Annotated in this window: 18 protein-coding genes; 7 read left to right on the forward strand and 11 right to left on the reverse strand. The window is 60.3% G+C overall.

Annotation, left to right across the window (positions count from 1 at the left end; all coding sequences use genetic code 11):
- Position 1 precedes the first annotated feature (1 nt).
- From AB1462_RS05360 to AB1462_RS05380, 5 genes are read right to left on the reverse strand one after another with little or no spacing between them, the layout of a single operon-like run.
- Positions 2-997: a MoxR family ATPase gene (locus AB1462_RS05360; protein ID WP_090400583.1), complete on the reverse strand. Its 996-nt coding sequence runs from the start codon at positions 995-997 to the stop codon at positions 2-4.
- Positions 994-2151, reverse strand: a complete 1158-nt coding sequence (locus AB1462_RS05365; protein ID WP_367246310.1) for a DUF4350 domain-containing protein — start codon at positions 2149-2151, stop codon at positions 994-996. Before AB1462_RS05365 ends, AB1462_RS05360 begins: the two co-directional genes overlap by 4 nt.
- Complete coding sequence (locus AB1462_RS05370) at positions 2148-3668, reverse strand: DUF4129 domain-containing protein (protein ID WP_090400581.1); 1521 nt, start codon at positions 3666-3668, stop codon at positions 2148-2150. The genes AB1462_RS05365 and AB1462_RS05370 overlap by 4 nt, the downstream gene beginning before the upstream one ends.
- Complete coding sequence (locus AB1462_RS05375; protein WP_090409787.1) at positions 3655-4635, reverse strand: stage II sporulation protein M; 981 nt, start codon at positions 4633-4635, stop codon at positions 3655-3657. Before AB1462_RS05375 ends, AB1462_RS05370 begins: the two co-directional genes overlap by 14 nt.
- On the reverse strand, positions 4632-5324 hold the full coding sequence (locus tag AB1462_RS05380) for an RDD family protein (RefSeq protein ID WP_315336351.1): 693 nt from the start codon (positions 5322-5324) through the stop codon (positions 4632-4634). Before AB1462_RS05380 ends, AB1462_RS05375 begins: the two co-directional genes overlap by 4 nt.
- A gap of 166 nt (positions 5325-5490) precedes the next feature.
- Between AB1462_RS05380 and sbcB the strand changes: the two genes are divergently transcribed.
- On the forward strand, positions 5491-6918 hold the full coding sequence (sbcB, locus tag AB1462_RS05385) for an exodeoxyribonuclease I (protein ID WP_367246312.1): 1428 nt from the start codon (positions 5491-5493) through the stop codon (positions 6916-6918).
- Positions 6919-7007: 89 nt separating this feature from the next.
- Here the strand turns inward: sbcB and mvaT are convergent, their stop codons facing one another.
- Positions 7008-7382, reverse strand: a complete 375-nt coding sequence (gene mvaT / locus AB1462_RS05390; protein ID WP_003175830.1) for a histone-like nucleoid-structuring protein MvaT — start codon at positions 7380-7382, stop codon at positions 7008-7010.
- A gap of 346 nt (positions 7383-7728) precedes the next feature.
- Here mvaT and purU point away from each other — a divergent pair, with 346 nt between their 5' ends.
- Both purU and AB1462_RS05400 read left to right on the forward strand, forming a co-directional pair.
- Positions 7729-8577, forward strand: coding sequence for a formyltetrahydrofolate deformylase (gene purU, locus AB1462_RS05395; protein WP_015885632.1), 849 nt, complete (start codon positions 7729-7731; stop codon positions 8575-8577).
- Positions 8578-8663: 86 nt separating this feature from the next.
- Positions 8664-8837 carry a hypothetical protein gene (locus tag AB1462_RS05400; protein ID WP_367246314.1) on the forward strand — a complete coding sequence of 58 codons (174 nt, stop codon included), beginning with the start codon at positions 8664-8666 and terminating at the stop codon, positions 8835-8837.
- A gap of 32 nt (positions 8838-8869) precedes the next feature.
- Here AB1462_RS05400 and AB1462_RS05405 read toward each other — a convergent pair whose 3' ends face one another.
- Entirely contained in the window at positions 8870-10759 is a 1890-nt protein-coding gene (locus AB1462_RS05405; RefSeq protein WP_367246316.1) for a methyl-accepting chemotaxis protein, read from the reverse strand.
- Between the two features lie 190 nt (positions 10760-10949).
- Between AB1462_RS05405 and AB1462_RS05410 the strand changes: the two genes are divergently transcribed.
- Positions 10950-12428, forward strand: a complete 1479-nt coding sequence (locus AB1462_RS05410; RefSeq protein WP_367246318.1) for a helicase HerA-like domain-containing protein — start codon at positions 10950-10952, stop codon at positions 12426-12428.
- A gap of 4 nt (positions 12429-12432) precedes the next feature.
- Here the strand turns inward: AB1462_RS05410 and AB1462_RS05415 are convergent, their stop codons facing one another.
- Positions 12433-12888 (reverse strand): DUF721 domain-containing protein, encoded by a 456-nt coding sequence (locus AB1462_RS05415; RefSeq protein ID WP_027605525.1) that lies wholly within the window; start codon positions 12886-12888, stop codon positions 12433-12435.
- A gap of 294 nt (positions 12889-13182) precedes the next feature.
- On the opposite strand from AB1462_RS05415, the gene secA reads away from it, so the two are divergent.
- From secA to AB1462_RS05430, 3 genes are all read left to right on the forward strand, one after another.
- Complete coding sequence (gene secA, locus AB1462_RS05420; protein ID WP_090400577.1) at positions 13183-15918, forward strand: preprotein translocase subunit SecA; 2736 nt, start codon at positions 13183-13185, stop codon at positions 15916-15918.
- Positions 15919-16041: 123 nt separating this feature from the next.
- Positions 16042-17259, forward strand: coding sequence for a bifunctional glutamate N-acetyltransferase/amino-acid acetyltransferase ArgJ (gene argJ / locus AB1462_RS05425; RefSeq protein WP_259191421.1), 1218 nt, complete (start codon positions 16042-16044; stop codon positions 17257-17259).
- 18 nt (positions 17260-17277) lie between these two features.
- Positions 17278-18222, forward strand: a complete 945-nt coding sequence (locus AB1462_RS05430; protein ID WP_367246319.1) for a Nudix family hydrolase — start codon at positions 17278-17280, stop codon at positions 18220-18222.
- A 129-nt stretch (positions 18223-18351) separates the two neighbouring features.
- Here the strand turns inward: AB1462_RS05430 and AB1462_RS05435 are convergent, their stop codons facing one another.
- Genes AB1462_RS05435 through AB1462_RS05445 form a run of 3 tightly spaced genes read right to left on the reverse strand, consistent with a single transcriptional unit; the run spans position 18352 to position 21930 of the window.
- Complete coding sequence (locus AB1462_RS05435) at positions 18352-18930, reverse strand: cob(I)yrinic acid a,c-diamide adenosyltransferase (protein WP_259191419.1); 579 nt, start codon at positions 18928-18930, stop codon at positions 18352-18354.
- 2 nt (positions 18931-18932) lie between these two features.
- Complete coding sequence (locus AB1462_RS05440) at positions 18933-20966, reverse strand: ATP-binding protein (RefSeq protein WP_259191418.1); 2034 nt, start codon at positions 20964-20966, stop codon at positions 18933-18935.
- 46 nt (positions 20967-21012) lie between these two features.
- Positions 21013-21930 carry a putative 2-dehydropantoate 2-reductase gene (locus AB1462_RS05445; protein WP_259191417.1) on the reverse strand — a complete coding sequence of 306 codons (918 nt, stop codon included), beginning with the start codon at positions 21928-21930 and terminating at the stop codon, positions 21013-21015.
- Between the last annotated feature and the right edge of the window lie 24 nt (positions 21931-21954).

Raw genomic sequence — 21954 nt, forward strand, 5'->3', positions numbered from 1 at the left:
GTCATTGCCGGGGGGCCGGAATCTGGTCCAGCAGTTGCTTGAGCACCTGGTCGACCTCCAGCCCATCTATATCCAGTTCTGGCGCAAGACGTACACGGTGGCGCAGTACTGCCAGGGCACAGCCCTTGATGTCATCCGGCGTGACGAACTCGCCTGCACGTAACAATGCGCGTGCGCGTGCGCCGCGGACCAAGGCGATGGAGGCTCGTGGGCCGGCGCCTATGGCCAGTCCCGGCCAGCTGCGAGTAGCTCGCGCCAGGCGCACGGCATAGTCGAGCACTTGTTCATCCAAGGCCAGTTCACTGGCGACCAATTGCAGTTGCAGTACGTCCTCGGCCTTCAGCACGGTGCGCAACGGTTGCACGTCCAGCATGTCGGCCCGTGATGAGCGCGTCACTTCACGCACCATATCCAGTTCCTGCTGCGCTTCGGGGTAGTCCATGCGTACCTTGAGCATGAAACGGTCCAGTTCGGCTTCCGGCAGGGGGTAGGTACCTTCCTGTTCGATGGGGTTTTGCGTGGCAAGTACCATGAACGGCTGACCGATGGGCAGCGCCTCGCCTTCGAGGGTGACTTGCCGTTCCTGCATGGCTTCGAGCAGGGCCGCCTGGGTCTTGGCCGGGGCGCGGTTGATTTCGTCAGCCAGCAACAAGTGGGTGAACACGGGACCCTTGCGCAGCTTGAACTGTTCGGTGTGCAGGTCGTACACCGCGTGGCCGGTGACATCGCTTGGCATCAGGTCCGGGGTGAACTGGATCCGCGCGAATTCGCCGTCAAAGCAACGGGCCAGGGCACGCACCAGCAAGGTCTTGCCCAGCCCGGGTACGCCCTCGAGCAATACGTGGCCGCCGGCGATCAGGGCGGTGAGTACATCATCGATCACCTGATCCTGCCCGATCACCGCCTTGCGCAGTTCAATGCGCAGGGCCTGGGCCTGCTGGCTGGCACGTTGCAGGGGTTCGCCGGGCAGGGTGTTAGCGCTGGGAAATTCGCTCATAGGGCATTCCTGAGGGTTTGCAGGCACGCCACCTGCCGGCTGAAATCGGCACTGGAAAGCCGTTTTGCCGGGAGTGGGCCGAGGGCCTGGCTGATGACGTGAGAAGGTTGGCGCGTCAGGTGGGCAAGCACTCGCCCCCGTTCGGTGTTGTCGAGATGTTCAAAGCCGGGATGACGCCGCTTTGCGGCGCGCAGGATGTCGCGCTGCAAGGCCTGCAATAGCGTGCCTTGGCCGCTGCGGCGCAGCAGGAAGTCGGCGCTGGCCTTCAGGTGTTCCTGCAATTGCCGACGCGCCTTGGGGCCGGGCGCCTGGATTGGTCCCTGGCGCATCCCCGCCTGCCAGAGTGCCAGGGCAATCAGGGCAATGAGCGCCACCAACGCCTGGGGGAAGTAACGCAACAGCAGGGTGAACAGGTCATCCACATGGCTGTTGAACAACAAGGTCACGGCACTGCCCTGAGTCAGATACCACAGCAGCCAGGCATTGTCGTGCTTGCCAATAGCCGGTGTTTTCCACAGGTCGCTGTCGGTGATCACCGTTACGCGGCCCTGCCCTAGGTCGAGTTGCATCAAGTGGCTCGACCTGGCGCTATTGGCTGAAAATTGTGCCAGGTGCTTGGGGTCGATGAGGTTGAAGTCGGTGTCGAAACTGAAATACGCCAGGGCGGTGTCATTGTCGACATAGAGTTTGGTCAAGTCCGGTGCTTTGTTTTTGCGGGCCGGGGCTGTGTCCTCGGGTTCGTCGCTCAGAGCCTGGTGGATATGCAGGCGATCAAGCAGCAGGTCGCCGCTCTTGCCGGTTTCTTCATCCCACAGAGCCTCGGCGACTACCAGTAGATGGCCGCCGGACTTGGCCCAGTCCAGGAGTTGACCTACCTGGCGTGGCGACATGTTGCTGCGTTCGCCCAGTAACAGCAGGCTGTTGCCCTTGGCGGGCAGGGTAGTCAGGCGTTCCAGGCCATTGGCGTGTTCCACGGCCAGGCCTTGCTGGCGCAGAAAGTGTTCGGCCGCCAGGTAAGGGTTGGCCATGGCTTCCGGGGAGGGGCCGCGGTCCACCACTTCTTCATAGGGGATCGCTTTGCTCCAGGCATAAAAGCCGCCCGCTCCAAGCAGGCACGCCAACAGCAGCCCCACCCACAGTAATGGCCGGTTCATTGGGCGCCTCCCGAACTGAACAGGACGCGCCAATCGTTGCACAATTTCTGCTGGGCTGAGACCGGGGGCAGGTGGTGGCCATAGGCAAGGTTTTGCCAGTGCCGAGTCAATTCATCACTGAAGGCCAGTAACTGCGGCTGTTGCAACTGGTGAACGCGTTGCAGGACCTGACCTTCGGTGTCAGCGCTTTTAAGGGGCAGGTTGAAGTCATGCAGCAACCTGCTCAGCAGGCCACGATACAAAAGGCCGAGGGCTTCCCGTGGTTGGTTAGGCCAGAGTTGCTCGGCAGTGCTGGCGATATCCTCAGGCAGGGTCTCGGTGCCCAGTTCCAGGCCGAACAATTGCGCGGGTGATGGTTTCGCCGCTTTGGGTATACGTGCCCCGCGCTGGCTGACAAAGGTGCGCAACCAGTCCCGATAACGCCATATCACCAGGGCCACGCCACCGATAAGCAGGCTCCATAACAGTACTTCCAGGCCTTGGGCGACAGGCTTGAAAGTATCGCTGTTGAGGTTGTCCAGTAGTGCCTGCAGCCACGCCGGAAGTTTGCCGTCACTGTGCGCCTTGTTTTTAACGACGGGCTTTTCTTCGCCAAAGCGATAGCGGGTGACGGTTTCCGGATTTTTGAAGGGTGGTTTGTCCAGCAGCGACTTGATGGACTGGCTTGCGCTTTGGGGTGGCAGTGGTTTGGTTTCATCCGCCATGGCGGGCGGGTTGAATGGCAGCAAGGTCAGCCCGAGCACCAGCATTAACAGGGGCGCCACATTGCTCAGGCGCTGGCGCAGGCGTCGGAATACCAGCTCCAGGTCCCACGCCTCCAGTAGGGTGCGACGATTCAGATAAAGGCTGAAACCGCAGGCGACGTAGATGGGCTCCCAAAATACCAGGATCAAGGCGTAGAAGGCGTTGCTCAAGTGCTCCAGCCAGACCCCCTCGGCGCCTGTCGCCAGCGCCAACCGTTGCCAATCCCAATCCAGTTCAAGTTGTTGCGGAATGAATAGATAGAACAGCGCCATGCAGCCGAACCACAACCCGATTTCCAGGTGCACCCCAACGGTGGTCAACCAGCGCGCCGCACCGGAATTGCGCTGTTGCAGCACGCCCAGGCGTTTCTGACGCGCCTGGCCGTCCAGGCCTTCGAGCTGGCTGACTGGCATCACAAAACTGCGGCTGAGGCTAAGTCGGCGCCAGGTCAGGCTGGCCAGCAGTTGGTGGTTGAGCAGTCTTGGCCATTCGCGCACAGCCTGCTTAAGGCTTGGCGTTTCGCCGAACAGGGCTTTGGAGAGGATATATAGAGGCAAGCGGTCGAACGCCGGTTTGAACCACCAGAACAGGAACATGGCTGTGGACGGGTATTTCCACAGCAACGCGGTAAGCAGGGCAAAAACCGGCAGGGTCACCAGCGCCCAACTGCTCATCAACAGCAGGCGATGTTCCCGGGCCATTAGTACCCCAAGGTCCATGGCCTCCCATGCGGTACGCGGGCGAATCGCCACGCTGGCATTACTCAGGCGCATGGCGAGTCCGTCCGGCAAAGGTAAGGTAAGTCGCCACCAGCAGCCAGAGTGCAGCGCCTACCAGGTATTTGACCCAAGGGGCGATCTGGGTGGTGGAAGACCAGTAGGCTTCGATAAATGCGGCGATCAGCAGGAACACCATGACACCGCACAGCAGTTGCACACTCTTGCGCGCTGCGAGCCGCAGGGATTCGCCACGGGTCAGTTGCCCCGGGGCGATCAACGCCCAGCCCAGTTGCAAGCCCGCGGCACCGGCGAGTGCAATGGCCGTCAACTCAAAGGCCCCATGGCCGATGACAAATGACCAGAAGGTCTGTCCATAGCCGATTTCGGTCAGGTGCCCGGAAACCGCGCCGATGATCAGCCCGTTGAATATCAGGAAAAACACACTGCCCAGGCCGAACAGCAAACCGGCGGCAAATGTCTGAAAGGCGATACCGATGTTGTGCATGACGTAGTAGCCAAACATCATCCAGTCTTCGCTCGACGCACGTTCGGCGGCGCGCCCCAGCCGGCTGGCCTCAGGGTCATACATGCCCTGCATCTCGGCCACCTGCTGGGGGCTGACAATGCTGTAGATCAGGTCGGGGAACAGGTAGACCAGCAGGGCAATGCCCAGCAGGCTGCCAAAGAACAGCAGGCTGGCAATCAACACGAAACGCCACTGTTCTCGCACCAGTCGCGGGAAGTCGGCGAGTATGAAACCCAGCACATTCGCCGCCAATTGGCTGCGGTGGCGATACAGTTGTTGATGGCCGCGCAACGCCAGTTGTTGCAGGGGGTCCACCAGGTAACTGCTGTAGCCGCGCTCCTGGGCGAGGGCCAGGTGCTGGCATAGGCGTCGGTATTGATGAGGGAAATCGGCCACGTCACTGGCCTTGGCCTTGCCTTGTTCCAACTGTTTCAGTTGTTCGGCAAAAGATTGCCACTGGTGTTGGTGACGGCTTTCGAAAAGACTCTGCTTCATGTTGGCCCCAGCAGGCCGCGGGCCACGCCATTGAGTTGCTCCACGGCGCGGGCCGGAGACACTTGCAGCGGCGTTGCAAGGATCGAGGCGAGCTCGTGTACCCGTTCTACGGACAGTTCACCCTGGCGTTCCGCGAAGCCAAGAATCGCTCGCTGCTCACTCAGGTCCAGGGCAAACGGCAAGCGCAGTGCCGCAGCTGGAGGTACCTGTGGACGTGCCAGAGGCTGTTCGCGGTAGACCACCAGGGTGCCGGCGGCCAGGTCGCCAAGGCGTTTGAAGTGAGGGTGTTGCAGGCAACTGATTGCGCCGAGAAAGTAGCCGAAAGGCAGCATGTCGACAAACCGCAGGAGGTTGCGAATCAGCGACGCTGACCAGCCTATGGGGGTGCCGTCGTCCTGCACGACCCGTAAGCCCATGACCTGTTTGCCCGGTGAGCAGCCCTGGTTGAGTACCTCGAACAGCACCATGTACCACCAACTGACCAGGAACAGCAGAAGCGACCCCAGGCCGATACCTATATTGCCGAGCAACGCCAATGGCACCAGCAGCACGCCCATGATCACGGCACGTGCGCCGAGGTCGAAGGCAAATGCCAGCGCCCGTGGCACCAGGCCGGCGGGGCGAAGTGGCAGGTCGATGCCCTCCGGGGTCTCGATCTGGTAGAGGGTATCCAATGGGGCTGATGGCATCGCGATCCTTGGCAGTGCAGAGCGGTTGGAGACACGGATGCTAACAGCGTCGGCGATGGAAGCAACTATTCAAGGTTTTGCTGGATGTTTGTACAGTTTAATTGGTGCTGGCCCCGAACACGGCTCAACGCCTAGACTTTGTCGATCTTCAGCACAGGAACAGCCCGTGACCTCCATTTTCTGGTACGACTATGAAACCACCGGCATCAACCCACGCAGCGATCGCCCACTCCAGGTTGCCGGCATTCGCACGGATCTCGATCTCAACGAAGTCGGCCCGCCGGTCAATCTTTACTGCCAGCCCAGCGACGACATCCTGCCCCATCCCGCCGCCTGTGCCATTACCGGCATCACCCCTGTAACACTGGCGGAAAAAGGCCTGGCCGAGGCCGATTTCATGACCCGTGTACATGCCGAACTGGCGGCTCCGGGTACGTGCGGCGCAGGCTACAACACCTTGCGGTTTGACGATGAAATGACGCGCTACAGCCTGTATCGCAATTTTTTCGATCCCTACGCGCGGGAATGGCAGGGCGGTAACAGCCGTTGGGACCTGATCGATGTGGTTCGCACTGCCTACGCCCTGCGCCCGGAAGGCATCGAGTGGCCGCAGCAGGACGGGCGCGTGACCCTCAAGCTCGAGCGCCTGACCGCCGCCAACGGCATTGACCACGGCCAGGCCCACGATGCGTTATCCGACGTGCGTGCCACGATCGCCCTGGCGCGCCTGATTCGTGAGAAGCAGCCCAAGCTATACGACTGGCTGTTTCAACTGCGCAGCAAGCAACGGGTGATGGACCAGGTGCGCTTGCTGCAACCCATGGTGCATATCTCCGGACGTTTTTCTGCCGAGCGTCATTACCTGGGGGTCGTGCTGCCCTTGGCCTGGCACCCGCGTAACCGCAATGCGCTGATTGTCTGCGACCTGGGGCTCGATCCCCAGGGGCTGCTGGACCTGGATGCCGCTGCCTTGCGCCAACGCCTGTATACCCGTCGTGAGGACCTTGCCGAAGGTGAGCTGCCGGTGCCGCTCAAGTTGGTGCATATCAACCGTTGCCCCGTGGTCGCGCCCTTGAACGTACTGCGGGCCGAGGATCGTGAACGCCTGCAATTGGATATGGATATTTGCCAGGCGCGGGCGCTGCGGCTAACTGACGCACAGGAACTTTGGCGCGATAAGTTGGCGGTCATTTACGCCGAGGAAGATTTTGCACCGAGTTCAGACCCGGAACAGCAGCTTTACGAGGGTTTTATCGGGGATCGTGACCGACGCTTATGCGAGCAAGTCCGGGCGGCTGAGCCTGCGCAATTAGCTAGCCAGCAGTGGCCTTTTGATGATCACCGTTTGCCTGAACTATTGTTTCGCTACCGGGCGCGTAACTTCCCCGATACGCTGAACAGCGAGGAGCAACAACGCTGGAAACTTTTCTGTCAGCAACGTTTGGAAAATCCTCAATTCGGCGCGCCGAATACCCTGGAGGCATTTAATCAGGCTCGGCAGGAGTTGGCCGTTAGTGCCACGCCGTTTCAGCAGCAGGTGCTGGAGCAGTGGCAGGAATATGCTGACTCTTTAGCCGCTCGTGTGAATGCGTAATAGCGGTTTGTAGAAAAGACGATCAATAAAAAACGCCAGCAGGCTGGCGTTTTTAATGGGTCGCGTATCAAGCGCAGACCTGGCGAAGCTTAGCCCAGCAGGGTAGCCCAGCCTTCAACCACATCACCGCCCCACTTGGCTTTCCACTCTTTCAGGGTTTTGTGGTTGCCGCCTTTGGTTTCAATCACTTCGCCATTGTGTGGGTTTTTGTATTGTTTGACCTTGCGAGCACGCTTGGTACCGGTAGTTTTTACGGCGCCACGGGGTGCTTTAACTTTCGACTCTGGATCCAGCAGCGCGATGATGTCACGCAGGGATTTGGAGTACTCGCCCATGAGGGTGCGCAGTTTGCCTTCGAATTCCAGCTCGGTTTTGAGTTTGTCATCTTGGGACAGATTCTTCAAACGAGCTTGCAGCTCTTTGATAGCTTCTTCGGTGGCACGGTATTCGTTGATCAGAGACATGTGGACTACCTTATGTAGAACGCTGATTGACAGGATAGTGGCCCAATAATAGTCAGGCGGTTTCCTCAAGTAAACATTTAACAACGCATTTAGGTGAATTACTTTAAATGTTTGTGAAGGCGCTATGCAATCGAGTTAATTAATAGGTGCTACCCCGAAAATAATGTCCTTAAAATTTGCATAATTGCTGCAGCTTGCGCTGTTCGTTCATATAGCGCTGGTAAACCATGCGCTATTAAGGGGGGTGGCCAGGGCAGGGGATCAGAATAAGGCTCATCGAATACTGCAGTTTTTCTGCACAATCGCTAGAATGGCGGCCTTTGCGAAGTTCTGGAGTTCCCCCCTAATGCGCACTTTTCGGCTGGTGATTGCTTGCCCGGACCGGGTCGGCATCGTTGCCAAAGTCAGTAACTTTCTGGCCTCCCACAACGGCTGGATCACCGAGGCGAGTCATCACTCGGACAATCTCAGCGGTTGGTTCTTCATGCGTCACGAAATCCGTGCCGACACGCTGCCCTTTGGTCTTGAGGCTTTCCGCGAGGCATTTGCGCCAATCGCAGAAGAGTTTTCGATGACCTGGCACATCACCGACACCGAGCAGAAAAAGCGCGTGGTGTTGATGGCCAGCCGCGAATCCCACTGCCTGGCTGACTTGCTGCACCGCTGGCACAGCGATGAGCTGGACTGCGAGATCGCTTGCGTGATCTCCAACCATGACGACCTGCGCAGCATGGTCGAGTGGCATGGCATTCCCTACTACCACGTGCCCGTCAACCCGCAGGACAAGGAGCCGGCGTTCGCCGAGGTCTCTCGCCTGGTCAAGCAGCACGAGGCCGACGTGGTCGTGCTGGCGCGCTACATGCAGATCCTGCCGCCGGAGCTGTGCCGCGAATACGCGGGCAAGGTGATCAACATTCACCACAGCTTCCTGCCGTCGTTTGTGGGGGCCAAGCCTTACCACCAGGCTTCGCTGCGTGGCGTGAAGTTGATTGGCGCAACCTGCCATTACGTCACCGAAGAGCTGGATGCCGGTCCGATCATCGAGCAGGACGTGGTGCGCGTCAGCCACAGCGACAGCATTGAGGACATGGTGCGGTTTGGTCGGGATGTCGAGAAGATGGTACTGGCCCGTGGCCTGCGCTATCACCTGGAAGACCGCGTGCTGGTGCACGGCAACAAGACCGTCGTGTTCTGATCAACGCGTTCGGATTGAAGAATGGAGGGCCTGGGCGTTAAATCGCTGCAGGCCCTTTTTCTTTGTCTGCCGTTGAGGATTGAGTGATGAGTGACCCATTCGACAAAGCGACCTCCAAAGCCCCCGCGACACTGGGTGAGGGGTGTTTGAGCCGGTATGACCCGGACGAGCTGGACAGTGACGACGGCACCGAATTTCCAGGTGCCGCCGAGTTGTGGGAGCAGGAACAGGAAACGTCCCAATCCATAGAAGAAAAATAACCCGCCGCTGAATCCAGCGACGGGTGCCTGGATCAGATCCGGAAGCTCCCCACCAGCTGTTTCAACCGCGCCGCCTGTTGTTCCAGGTCGGCGCATGCGCGCAGCGTCGATTGCAGGTTTTCCACACCTTCCTGATTGAGGGTGTTGATCTCGGTGATGTCCATGTTGATCGACTCCACGACCGAGGTCTGCTCCTCAGTGGCGGTGGCCACCGATTGGTTCATGCCGTCGATCTCGCCAATACGTTGGGTCACGCTGTTAAGGCGCTCACCGGCCAGGTTGGCGATTTCCACGCTGTCATGGCTATGGCGCTGGCTGTCGCTCATGGTGCTGACGGAGTCTCGGGCGCCGACTTGCAGTTCCTCGATCATCTTTTGTACTTGCTGTGCCGATTCCTGGGTGCGATGGGCCAGGTTACGCACTTCATCGGCGACCACCGCAAACCCGCGCCCGGCTTCCCCGGCGCGTGCAGCTTCGATGGCAGCGTTCAATGCCAGCAGGTTGGTTTGCTGGGAAATACTGGTGATCACTTCGAGAATCTGGCCGATATTCACCGTCTTGCTGTTAAGTGCTTCGATATTGCTGCTTGAAGCACTGATCATTGCAGACAGCTGAGTCATCGCCTTGATATTGCGCTCAACCACCTGTTGACCGTCTTCGGCCAGGTGGCGCGCATCGCTGGCCTGATTGGAGGCTTGTGCGGCGTTACGGGCGATTTCCTGGGCGGCGGCGCCCAGTTCGTTGATCGCGGCGGCAACGCTGTTGGTGCGGTTGGCCTGTTCGTCGGAGTTGACCATCGACGAGTTGGACGCGCTGACAACCCGAAGTGCGACTTCATTGACCTGTTCGGTGGCCGAGGATACTTCGCGGATGGATGTATGAATCCGCTCCACGAAGCGATTGAATGCAGTGCCCAGGGTGCCGAACTCATCGTGATTCTCGATGGTCAGGCGGCGAGTCAGGTCACCTTCGCCGTCGGCGATGTCTTGCATGGCACGGGTCATCACGTGCAGCGGTTGCAACAGGACGCGAATCAGCATGCCCAACAAGGCAATGATGATCACCACCGCAATGAGCGTGGCGATCACCGCCGAGGTGCGGAATTCGCTGAGCATGGCGTAGGATTTGTCTTTATCCACCGAAATGCCCAGGTACCAGTTCACCGACGGCAGGCCCTTGATCGGTCTGAAGGTCACGATGTTGTCCTTGCCGTTGGCTTGGACTTCACTGAAGTCGCCGCTGATCTTCGGCGTGTTTTTTGGATACATGTCGGCCAGGGTTTTCATCACCAGGTTTTTGTCCGGGTGCACCAGCACTTTGCCGTCGGCGCTGACCAGGAACGCGTAGCCCATGCCGCCGAAGTTCAGCGCACCAATGTTATCCACCAGGGTTTGCAGGCTCAGGTCGCCGCCCACCACGCCGATGCTCTGGCCGCCTTTGGCGCTGGGGGTGGCGATGGAAATGATCAACTGCCCGGTAGCGGCATCGATATACGGTTCGGTCAGTGTTGAGCCGTTGCTGCTTTGGGCGCCCTTGTACCAAGGCCGAACGCGTGGGTCGAAGCCATCTGACATCTTCGTGTCGGGGCGGATGGTGAAGGCCCCTTTGCTGTCGCCCACGTAGGTAGCCATGAAGGACGACGTCAGGGCTTTCTGCTCCAGCAGGCTGGCAACGGTCGAAGGCTCAGGGTTGATGGCGATGTTTTGTGCCGCGTTTTCCACCAGCGCAATGCGCCCGGTGAGCCAGGTCTGAATGTTGCTGGCGGTGACATCGCCCATTTCATGCAGGTAATTGTTGAGGTCGTCGCGAATGGCGTTGCGTTGCAGGTAGTCGTTGTAGAGGGTGAACAGTGCGAAGGCCGCGATGACGATAAGGGAGGCTGCAAGCAGGATTTTATGGCTGAAACGCAAGTTTTTATTCATAGCTTGAAGGGTCCGCTAAGGTCTTAATATCCGAAGCGCGTCCTTGTGGAACACGCGGGAGGGTAGCGTCAAAAAAGTTTGATATTTCCGTTGGTCCCTGTAGGAACTATCTGAGCGTTTTTTAGACTTTGTAGGTCTCACATCTGTCTTATCGACCTGGCGACATTAAAGATTAACCATGGGTGACGAAATGCCTGACTCCACGCAACTCCTTATCGGGGCCGGTCTTGACGGCCAGCCCATTGCCCAGGCCATGCGCCTGGCCAACCGTCACGGGTTGATCGCCGGCGCCACGGGCACCGGCAAGACGGTCACGTTGCAACGCCTGGCCGAAGCCTTCAGTGATGCGGGCGTGGCGGTATTTGCGGCTGATATCAAAGGTGACCTCTGTGGCCTGGGTGCCGCCGCCACCCCCCAGGGCAAGGTGGCAGAGCGTATCGCCGGCATGCCTTTCCTTAATTACACAGCCAAGGCGTACCCCGTCACGCTGTGGGACATCCATGGGCAGTCCGGTCATCCGCTGCGCACCACCATCAGCGAAATGGGGCCGTTGTTGCTCGGCAGTTTGCTGGAACTCACCGACAGCCAGCAGTCGGCCCTTTATGCGGCCTTCAAGGTGGCGGATCGCGAAGGCCTGTTGCTGCTGGATCTCAAGGACCTCAAGGCACTGCTCAACCACCTGCGCTATCACCCGGAGTTGCTCGGCGAAGACGCGGCGCTGATGACCACCGGCTCCAGCCAGGCGCTGTTGCGGCGCCTGGCAGTATTGGAGCAGCAGGGCGCCGAGGCCCTGTTTGGCGAGCCGGCCTTGCAGCTTGAAGACATCTTGCAGCCCGCCAGCGATGGGCGCGGGCGTATCCATCTGTTAGACGCCAGCCGCCTGGTGCATGAAGCCCCGAAGGTGTACGCGACCTTCCTGCTGTGGCTGTTGGCGGAATTGTTCGAGCAACTGCCGGAGCGCGGCGATGCCGACAAACCGTTGCTGGCGCTGTTTTTCGACGAGGCGCATTTGTTGTTCGCCGACACGCCCAAGGCTTTGCAAGAGCGCCTGGAGCAAGTGGTGCGGCTGATTCGCTCCAAAGGTGTGGGGGTGTATTTCGTTACCCAATCACCGGGCGACCTGCCGGACAGCGTGCTGGCGCAACTGGGTTTGCGGGTCCAGCATGGCCTGCGGGCATTCACCACGAAAGAACAGAAATCCTTGCGGGCGGTAGCAGACGGGTTCCGGCCGAACCCGGCGTTTGATGCTTTATCGGTATTGACCGAGTTGGGCACCGGTGAGGCATTGGTGGGCACGTTGCAGGAAAAAGGTACCCCGGAAGTCGTCCAGCGCATATTGGTCGCTCCGCCGCAATCGCGAATCGGGCCGCTCAGCGCCGCTGAACGCGTCGCATTGGTGACCAGTTCGCCGTTGCAGGGGCGCTATGACAAGCCGATTGATCGCGAGTCGGCCTATGAAGTATTGATGGCGCGCAAGGAGCTTGGACCGACCGAAGAGGCCAGGCAGGCGGACGAAGAACCTAGCTTCACTGACAAGGCCGGGGCGTTTCTGGGAACCACCGCAGGCAAGGCGCTGAAATCCGCGATGCAGCAGGCGGCCAATCAGATGGGGCGCCAACTGGTGCGTGGTTTGTTGGGGTCTTTGCTGGGGGGCAGCAAGCGCAAGTAGCGGTTCAGGGCTTGGGCTTGCCATGGGCGGCCAGCCGCTCAAGTGCCGCGCGCAAGCCCGGATCGCTGATGCCGTCGGCCGTGGCCTGAATCGTCTCGGCCGCCGTCTCCGACAAGTCCATCGTGTGGCCTGCCGCGCCTTGCTGTACGGTCGGCGGCTGCACCTTGAACTGGATGCGCGTCAAGCTGGCAAACTCATCGAATGCCATTAATTGACGCTGCAGGCGTTTTTGCTGATAGCGCAGGCGGGTTGCCCAGTGACCATCTGTGACAATCAGCAGTAGGTTGCCTTCACGCCAGGACGCCACATGGCAGTGTTCGCGGGCGGCCGGTTGCAGTTGGCTTTCGAGCAGGCGTTGCAAATGGCCCAAGCGCTGCGCATGGCCAAAGATGGCTTTCAACGGCTTGGCTTCGCGAAGCAACACGCTGGGGGCGCGGGCTGTAAGAGGGCGAAATGCCATGATTGGACACCTTAAGTAACAGAGCGGCCATCTTAGCAGAAAGCGTCTACGCGGCCCCGGGCAATGCATTGCCGGGGCTTTATCCACAAAATCCATAAGCTCCACGGGTTGAAGTTCGCGCAAAAGCCCTTATTTTAAACAAGCCCTCTCATAGCCCCATGCCAGCCTCGGGGAACAACGCCACTTTCCTCACCCACGATTCCGGGTAGAATGCGCGTTCGCATGCGGCCGTGAGGGCTGCTCGGGCCACTCACGGTGCGCCCTCCATCCCTATGTGTGGAAGAACCTGCCGATATGTTTGCGCCTTTGTTAAAGAAACTTTTTGGAAGCAAGAATGAGCGCGAAGTCAAACGCATGCTCAAGACGGTGCAGCTGGTCAATGCCTTCGAAGAGCAGATGGTTGCTCTTTCGGACGAGCAATTGCGCGCCAAGACCGAAGAGTTCAAGGCCCGCATAGCCAAAGGTGAAACCCTCGACAAGCTGCTTCCCGAAGCCTTTGCGGTTGCCCGTGAAGCCGGTAAGCGTGTCATGGGCATGCGCCACTTCGACGTCCAGTTGATCGGCGGCATGACCTTGCATGAAGGCATGATTGCCGAAATGCGTACCGGTGAAGGCAAGACCCTGGTGGCAACCCTGGGTGTTTACCTCAACGCACTGTCCGGCAAGGGCGTGCACGTTGTGACGGTGAACGACTACCTGGCTCGCCGGGACGCCAACTGGATGCGCCCGCTGTATGAATTCCTCGGCCTGACCGTCGGCGTGGTAACGCCGTTCCAGCCGCCGGAAGAGAAACGCGCCGCCTACGCCGCCGACATTACCTACGGCACCAACAACGAATTCGGTTTCGACTACCTGCGCGACAACATGGCGTTCAGCATGGAAGAAAAATTCCAGCGCGAACTCAACTTTGCCGTGATCGACGAAGTCGACTCCATCCTCATCGACGAAGCCCGTACCCCACTGATCATCTCCGGCCAGGCCGAAGACAGCTCGCGCCTGTACACCGAGATCAACAAGTTGATCCCGCGTCTTGAGCAGCACATCGAGGAAGTGGAAGGCGTGGTGACCAAAGAAGGTCACTTCACCATCGACGAGAAGACCCGCCAGGTTGAACTCAACGAAGCCGGTCACCAGTTCGTCGAAGATATGCTGACCCAGATCGGCCTGCTGGCCGAGGGCGAAAGCCTCTACTCGGCACACAACCTGGGCCTGTTGACCCACGTGTATGCCGGCCTGCGCGCCCACAAGCTGTTCCACCGCAACGTCGAATACATCGTGCAGGACGGCCAGGTCGTACTGGTTGACGAACACACCGGTCGTACCATGCCGGGTCGTCGTCTGTCCGAAGGCCTGCACCAGGCCATCGAAGCCAAGGAAGTGCTTAACATCCAGGCCGAAAGCCAGACGTTGGCGTCCACCACGTTCCAGAACTACTTCCGTCTGTACAACAAGCTGTCCGGCATGACCGGTACCGCCGACACCGAAGCGTTCGAATTCCACCAGATCTACGGTCTGTCGGTAGTGGTTATCCCGCCGAACAAGCCGCTGGCCCGTAAAGACTTCAACGACCTGGTGTTCCTGACCGCCGAAGAGAAATACGCGGCGATCATCAACGACATCAAGGACGGCATGGCCCAGGGTCGTCCGATCCTGGTGGGTACCGCCACCATCGAGACTTCCGAGCACGTCTCCAACCTGCTCAACAAGGAAGGCATCGAGCACAAGGTCCTCAACGCCAAGTTCCACGAAAAAGAAGCCGAGATCATTGCCCAGGCCGGTCGCCCAGGCGCGCTGACCATCGCCACCAACATGGCCGGTCGTGGTACCGACATCCTGTTGGGCGGCAACTGGGAAGTGGAAGTGGCTTCGCTGGACAACCCGACCCCCGAGCAGATCGCCCAGATCAAGGCCGACTGGCAGAAACGCCACCAGGCCGTGCTGGAATCCGGTGGCTTGCAGGTGATCGCGTCCGAGCGTCACGAATCGCGTCGTATCGACAACCAGCTGCGTGGTCGTGCCGGCCGCCAGGGTGACGCCGGTTCCAGCCGCTTCTACCTGTCCCTGGAAGACAGCCTGATGCGTATCTTCGCCTCGGATCGGGTGAAGAACTTCATGAAGGCCCTGGGCATGCAGTCCGGTGAAGCGATCGAGCACCGCATGGTGACCAATGCCATCGAGAAGGCCCAGCGCAAGGTCGAAGGCCGTAACTTCGACATTCGTAAGCAACTGCTCGAGTTCGATGACGTCAACAACGAACAGCGTAAAGTGATCTATCACATGCGTAACACGTTGCTGGCCGCCGACAACATTGGCGAGACCATCGCCGATTTCCGTCAGGACGTGCTCAACGCCACCGTCAGCGCCCATATCCCGCCACAATCGCTGCCTGAGCAGTGGGACGTCGCCGGTCTGGAAGCTGCATTGAAGAGCGACTTCGGTGTCGACTTGCCGGTCCAGCAATGGCTCGACGAAGACGACCACCTGTACGAAGAAACCCTGCGCGAGAAGCTCATGACCGAGCTGCTGGCCGCGTACAACGAGAAGGAAGAGCAGGCGAGTGCCGAAGCACTGCGCACCTTCGAGAAGCAAATCGTACTGCGCGTGCTGGACGACCTGTGGAAAGACCACCTGTCGACCATGGATCACCTGCGTCACGGCATCCACCTGCGTGGCTATGCCCAGAAGAACCCGAAGCAGGAGTACAAGCGCGAGTCGTTCACGCTGTTCTCCGAGTTGCTGGATTCGATCAAGCGCGATTCGATTCGTGTGCTGTCCCACGTTCAAGTGCGTCGCGAAGACCCGGTCGAGGAGGAAGCTCGCCTGCGTCAGGAAGCCGAAGCACTGGCGGCGCGCATGCAGTTCCAGCACGACGAAGCGCCGGGCCTGGAAGTACCTGAGGTGTTGGGCGAGGAGGTCGATGTGGCCCTGGCCCAGACCCCGGTACGCAACGATCAGAAGCTGGGCCGCAACGAACTGTGCTACTGCGGTTCGGGCAAGAAATTCAAACACTGCCACGGCCAGATCGAATAAGATTTTCGCCTGACGCTGCAACACCCCGCGCCGCGACCGGCCTCTGCCGTCGCGGCGTTTTGCCATTAATTTCACCGTCGATCACGACGGCACAGACATCACCTATTTTTAAGGAGCGCATTCATGGCTGTTGGTCTTGGTCCTTTGCCCACATTGCACCCGGTTGCCGGTTTTGAACTCGGTATCGCTTCGGCCGGCATCAAGCGCCCAGGGCGCAAGGATGTGGTGGTGATGCGCTGTGCCGAAGGCTCGACCGTTGCGGGCGTGTTCACCCTCAACGCCTTCTGCGCCGCGCCGGTGATCCTGGCCAAACAACGTGTTGCCGGCCCGATCCGTTACCTGCTGACCAATACCGGTAATGCCAACGCTGGTACCGGCGAGCCTGGACTGGTCGCCGCTGCGCGCACCTGCGCCAAGCTGGCCCAACTGGCCGGTGTGGACGCCAGCCAGGTGCTGCCGTACTCCACCGGGGTCATCGGTGAGCCGCTGCCGGTGGAGAAAATCGAAGGCGCCCTGCAAGCCGCGCTGGATGACTTGTCTGTGGATAACTGGGCAGCCGCCGCCACCGGCATCATGACCACCGATACCCTGCCAAAAGGTGCGAGCCGCCAGTTCGTGCACGATGGCGTGACGGTCACCGTGACCGGCATCAGCAAAGGCGCGGGCATGATCCGCCCGAACATGGCCACCATGCTTGGCTATATCGCCACCGACGCCAAGGTCTCCCGCGACGTGCTGCACAGCCTGATGCTGGATGGCGCCAACAAGTCGTTCAACCGCATCACCATCGACGGCGATACCTCGACCAACGATTGCTGCATGCTGATCGCCACCGGTAAAGCCAACCTGCCGGAAATCACCTCCACCAGCGGCCCGCTGTTCGCGGCGCTGAAGCAAGCGGTGTTCGAGGTGTGCATGGAAGTGGCCCAGGCCATCGTGCGTGACGGCGAAGGCGCGACCAAGTTCGTGACGGTTGAAGTCAACGGCGGCGGCAACCACCAGGAATGCCTGGATGTCGGCTACACCGTGGCCCACTCGCCGCTGATCAAGACCGCGCTGTTCGCCTCCGACCCGAACTGGGGCCGCATACTGGCTGCCGTCGGCCGTGCCGGTGTGCCGGACCTGGACGTGAGCAAGATCGACGTGTTCCTTGGCGACGTGTGCATCGCCAGCCGTGGCGCCCGCGCCGAAACCTACACCGAAGCCCAGGGCTCGGCGGTGATGCAGCAGGAAGAAATCACCATCCGCATCGAACTCGGTCGTGGTGAGTGCAGCGAAACCATCTGGACCACCGACCTGTCCCACGAGTACGTGAAGATCAATGCGGAATACCGTACCTGATAGAAGAGGATAAGCGCGGTGAAACGAGTGCATGTAGCAGCAGCGGTGATCCGCGGTGTCGACGGCAGGATCCTGCTGGCGCGCCGTGCCGATACCCAGCATCAGGGCGGTCTCTGGGAGTTTCCCGGTGGCAAGGTGGAGGCCGATGAGTCGGTCGCCACGGCCCTGTCCCGTGAATTGCAGGAAGAGCTGGGTATCCAGGTCACCACGGCGCGACCGCTGATCAAGGTGCAGCATGACTACCCGGACAAGCAGGTGTTGCTGGATGTCTGGGAAGTCTCGGCCTTTACCGACGAGCCCCACGGTGCCGAGGGACAACCGCTGGAATGGGTGGCCCCGAGGGATTTGCCCAACTATGAGTTTCCAGCAGCCAATGCGCCGATCGTGGCTGCTGCGCGCTTGCCCGCCGACTACCTGATCACTCCCGGCGAGCTGGAAACGCCAACGCTCTTGCGCGGGATTCAGAAGGCTGTCGCCGGCGGTATCAAGCTGATCCAGCTGCGTGCGCCCAACGGTTACGACCCCAAATACCGCGACCTTGCGGTAGATGCGGTGGGCCTGTGCGCCGGTAAGGCGCAGTTGATGCTCAAGGGGCCGTTTGAATGGCTCGGGGACTTCCCGGCGGCCGGCTGGCATATGACCTCGGCTCAACTGCGCAAATATGCGAGCAAAGGTCGGCCATTGCCGAAGGATCGCTGGTTGGCGGCGTCATGCCATAACGCGGAAGAACTGGCATTGGCGCAATTGATGGACGTGGATTTTGTCACGCTGTCGCCGGTGCAGCCGACCCAGACCCATCCCGATGCCCAGCCGTTGGGCTGGGAGCAGGCTGCGGAGTTGATCCGTGGGTTCAGCAAGCCGGTATTTCTGTTGGGTGGGGTAGGGCCTGCGCAGCGGGAGCAGGCGTGGGAAGCCGGCGCTCAAGGTGTCGCAGGGATTCGGGCGTTCTGGCCTGAGGTTTGATGGTGCTCTGAAGGACCCTATCGGGGGCAAGCCCCCTCCCACATTCGACCGAGTTCCAACTTTGGAATGTGATCAAAATGTGGGAGGCGGCTTGCCCCCGATGAGGCCCTATCAGTCACCGAATCATCATCAGTGTGGCTTTGCCGCCGCCTGCCACAACACTTCTGCAACACCCTGGCGCTTGGCAATCACCCGCGCGGCCACAAACAGCAAATCCGACAACCGATTGATATACGCCAACCCCACCCCTTCCAGCGGTTCCACTGCATTCAGGTGCTGACAGCGTCGCTCGGCACTGCGCGCCAGGCTGCGGCATACATGGGCCTGGGCAATCAGCGCTGAACCACCAGGCAAGATAAAGTTTTCCAGCGGCCCCACTTCCTCATTCCAGCGATCAATCGCCGCTTCCAGCCGATCCACTTCTGCTGCATTCAGGGCTTTGTACTCTGGCATCGCCAACTCGCCGCCCAGATCGAACAATCGATGCTGGCAAGGCGTCAGCACCTCGATCACATCCTGTAAGCCTGGATACTGCCCGCCGAGTGCTTCGAGATAGGCCAGCAATAATCCGAGCTGACTGTTCAACGTATCCACTTCGCCGATGGCTTCCACCCGTGGATGGTCCTTGGGCACGCGGCGACCGTCGCCGAGGCCGGTTTCGCCTTTATCGCCGGTACGGGTGTAAATCTTCGACAGGCGAAAGCCCATGGTCAGTGCTCCAGTTGGGTGAGTTCGTAAGCTGGCAGTTGGCCCGCCAAGGGCAGGCGCAAGGTGAAGCAGGTGCCCTGGCCGAGGGTGGAGTGCACTTCCATCTGGCCTTTGTGGTTGTTGGTGATGATGAAATACGACACCGACAGCCCAAGCCCGGTGCCCTGGCCGATTTCCTTGGTGGTAAAGAACGGCTCGAAGGTGCGTTTGCGCACGTTCTCGCTCATGCCGATGCCGTTGTCTTCCACCTGGATTTCTGCCCACGGCGGGTTGAGGCGCGTGCGCAGGATGATGCGCCCCGGCTCGCTGTCGTCTTCACGTAGATGAATGGCCTGGGCGGCGTTTTTCAGCAGGTTGAGCAGCACCTGTTCGAGTTCGTTGGCAGTGCCGGGCACCGGGCCCAGTTGCGGATCGAACTGACGGATGATCGCCTGGCCCTTGAAGTCGAAGCCAATGGCCAGGTCAAAGTCGTTACCGGCGATCTCTACCGCCTGGTCGATCAGCGCCGGCAAGTCGCAAGGTGCCATCTGCCGGTTGCTGCGGCGGCTGAAACTGAGCATGTGGGTGACGATTTTCGCCGCCCGTGCCCCCGCCTGCTGGATGCCGTCGAGCAATTGCGGCACTTCGCGGCTTTGCAGGTAGCGGTTGACGGTGTCCAGCTCAATGCCCACCTGTTCGGCATGCTCCAGGTTCTTGGGCAGGTCCGGGGACAGGCGACGGCGAATGTTCTGCACGTTATGCAGGATCGCCCCCAGCGGGTTGTTGATCTCGTGGGCCATGCCGGCAGCAAGCCCGCCGACGGAGAGCATTTTTTCCGACTGCACCATCATTTCTTCCAGTGACAGGCGCTGGGTGATGTCGTCGATACGGATCACCACGCCGCGTCCGGCACCGCCCATCAGCGGGTAGAAAGTCAGGGCGTAATGCTTGGGTTCGTCGTCCTTGATCCAGGTAACGCGCTCGATGCGTTCCACCGTGTGTTGCTCCACCGTAGCCTTGATCTGTGGCAGGTAGGGCTTGAGCGGTTGGAAGGCGAGGTAGATCGGTTGATTCAGCGCTTCATCCAGGCGTGTGCCGGACAGGGCCGTGGCCTCCTGATTCCACTGGGTGACGTAGAGCTGTTCGTCCAAGGCGATCAGTGCCGAAGGCATGGAGTCGATGATGCTGTTCAGGTAGTTCTGGAAACCGGTGAGTTTTTTCTCGATCTTGCTGCGCACCTGGACTTCCAGCTCCAGCTTGCGGTTGGTGTGGCGTGTCTCTTCGGCCAACCCTTGTGCCTGGTCGTAGGCCGCCTGGGAATCGTCCCGCGCGCGTTTGAGCTGCTGCTCACGGGCTTCGATGCGCGACAACATGGTGTTGAAGGCTTCGGCCAGGCTGCCGATTTCATCGTGGTTGCCACGGCTGGCGCGCAGGGCGTAGTTCTCTTCGCGGGTTACCTGGCGCGACAGTTCTTCGAGTTCATGGATCGGCCGGGTGATCAGGCGTTTGATCTGCCGGGCGATGATCAGCCACAGCAGCACACTGAAAATCAGGATGCCCAGGCTCGCCGTCAATGTGCCGGTATAGAAGGCCACCGGCAGTTCACTGCTGGCCACCAGCAGCAGGTGACCGGACGCTTGGCCGGGGCGGGGCAGGGTGATGACCTGGTTACTGCGAAACTCGGTCACTCGCCAGGCTTCGATATGCCGGTAGTTGTCCGGCAGGTGCAGGCGATCGCCGTGTTGCATCTGCGCCAGGAGATTGCCTTCGCTGTCGTACAGGGCGGCAGCGCGCAGGGGCGAATAGCTGGTCAGTTCATTGAGCAGCGCATCGGCCTTGGCCGGGGATTCGAGGGCTTCGGCAGCGAGGGCCGGGTTGGACACCAGCCGGCCGATGGCCTGCAAGGCCTGGGGTGCCATGCTTTCCTGGGAGATCCAGTAGGCGGCACTGATAAAGGTCAGGTTGGCCACCAGCAAGACGGTGGTCAGCAGCACCAGCAGGGCGGCCAGCAGTTTCTGCCCGACCGGTAGGTTTTCTAGACGCTGGCGCAGCGGCATCAGGGTTTTCCTAGGTGATAGACAGGCGGGCAGGGTAGCGCGTGGCTCAGTCGCGGGGCAATCCGCGTGCAAGTAACTGGTCAACCAGGCGCACTTGCAGCTGTTGCAAATGCGGCAGGCTCAATTGGTGACGGGCAGCCGCCTGGCAAGCATAGCCCAACAGGTAGCTGATTTCGGTGCGGCGGGCGTTGGCCACGTCCTGGTACATGGAGGAATAGTTGGCGGCCGTGGCCTGGATGACCCGTTCCACTTCATGTTGCAGATCCAGCGCGGCAGCGGGCTGGCCGCAGCATTCCAGCAGTTCGCCGAGTTCGGCGCACAGGGTCGCGACTTCACATTGATGGCTTTGCAGTTCGCCGTTGCGGCATTGGTAAAGCACGGTCAGCGGGTTGATCGCGCAATTGAGCGCCAGCTTGCGCCACAGCCGCGTCAGAATGTCGGTACTCCATTCGTGGGGGATGCCGGCGGTGTGCAGATCCTCCAGCCAGATCGGTGGGGTAGGGTGGCTCGCGTCCCCCAGCCAGGTGTAGCCATGGCCGGCAAATACCACGCGCCAGTCACCGTCGCGAAACGCGCCTTCGGTGCTGGAGGCAAAAATGCAGCGCGCCTGGGGCAGTTGCGCGGCTACCGCGTCCTGGCTGCCGAGGCCGTTTTGCAGCAGGATCAGCTCGGCGTCCGGTGCCAGGCGATGTTGCAGTTGTGCGACAGCGCCCTCGGCGTCGTAGGCCTTGCAGGCCACCAGCAGGCGATGAATCGGCTCGGGGCTGTCGGGTTTTTCGGCGAACACCGGGTAGGTGTGGGCTACGCCGTGTTCCACCAGGGTCAAACCGGGTGAAGCCCGGTAGCTGGCCAGGCGCGCGGCATCGCGCAGGATCAACCTGACGGGCACGCCGGCGCGAGCCAGGCGGGTGGCCCACAGTGTGCCCAGGCTGCCGGCGCCGAGAATATGCCAGATGGTCGACATCAGTTTTTGCTCCGTAGGGTCTCT

Source organism: Pseudomonas sp. SB113 (genome assembly GCF_040754745.1).
GTDB lineage: Bacteria > Pseudomonadota > Gammaproteobacteria > Pseudomonadales > Pseudomonadaceae > Aquipseudomonas > Aquipseudomonas grimontii.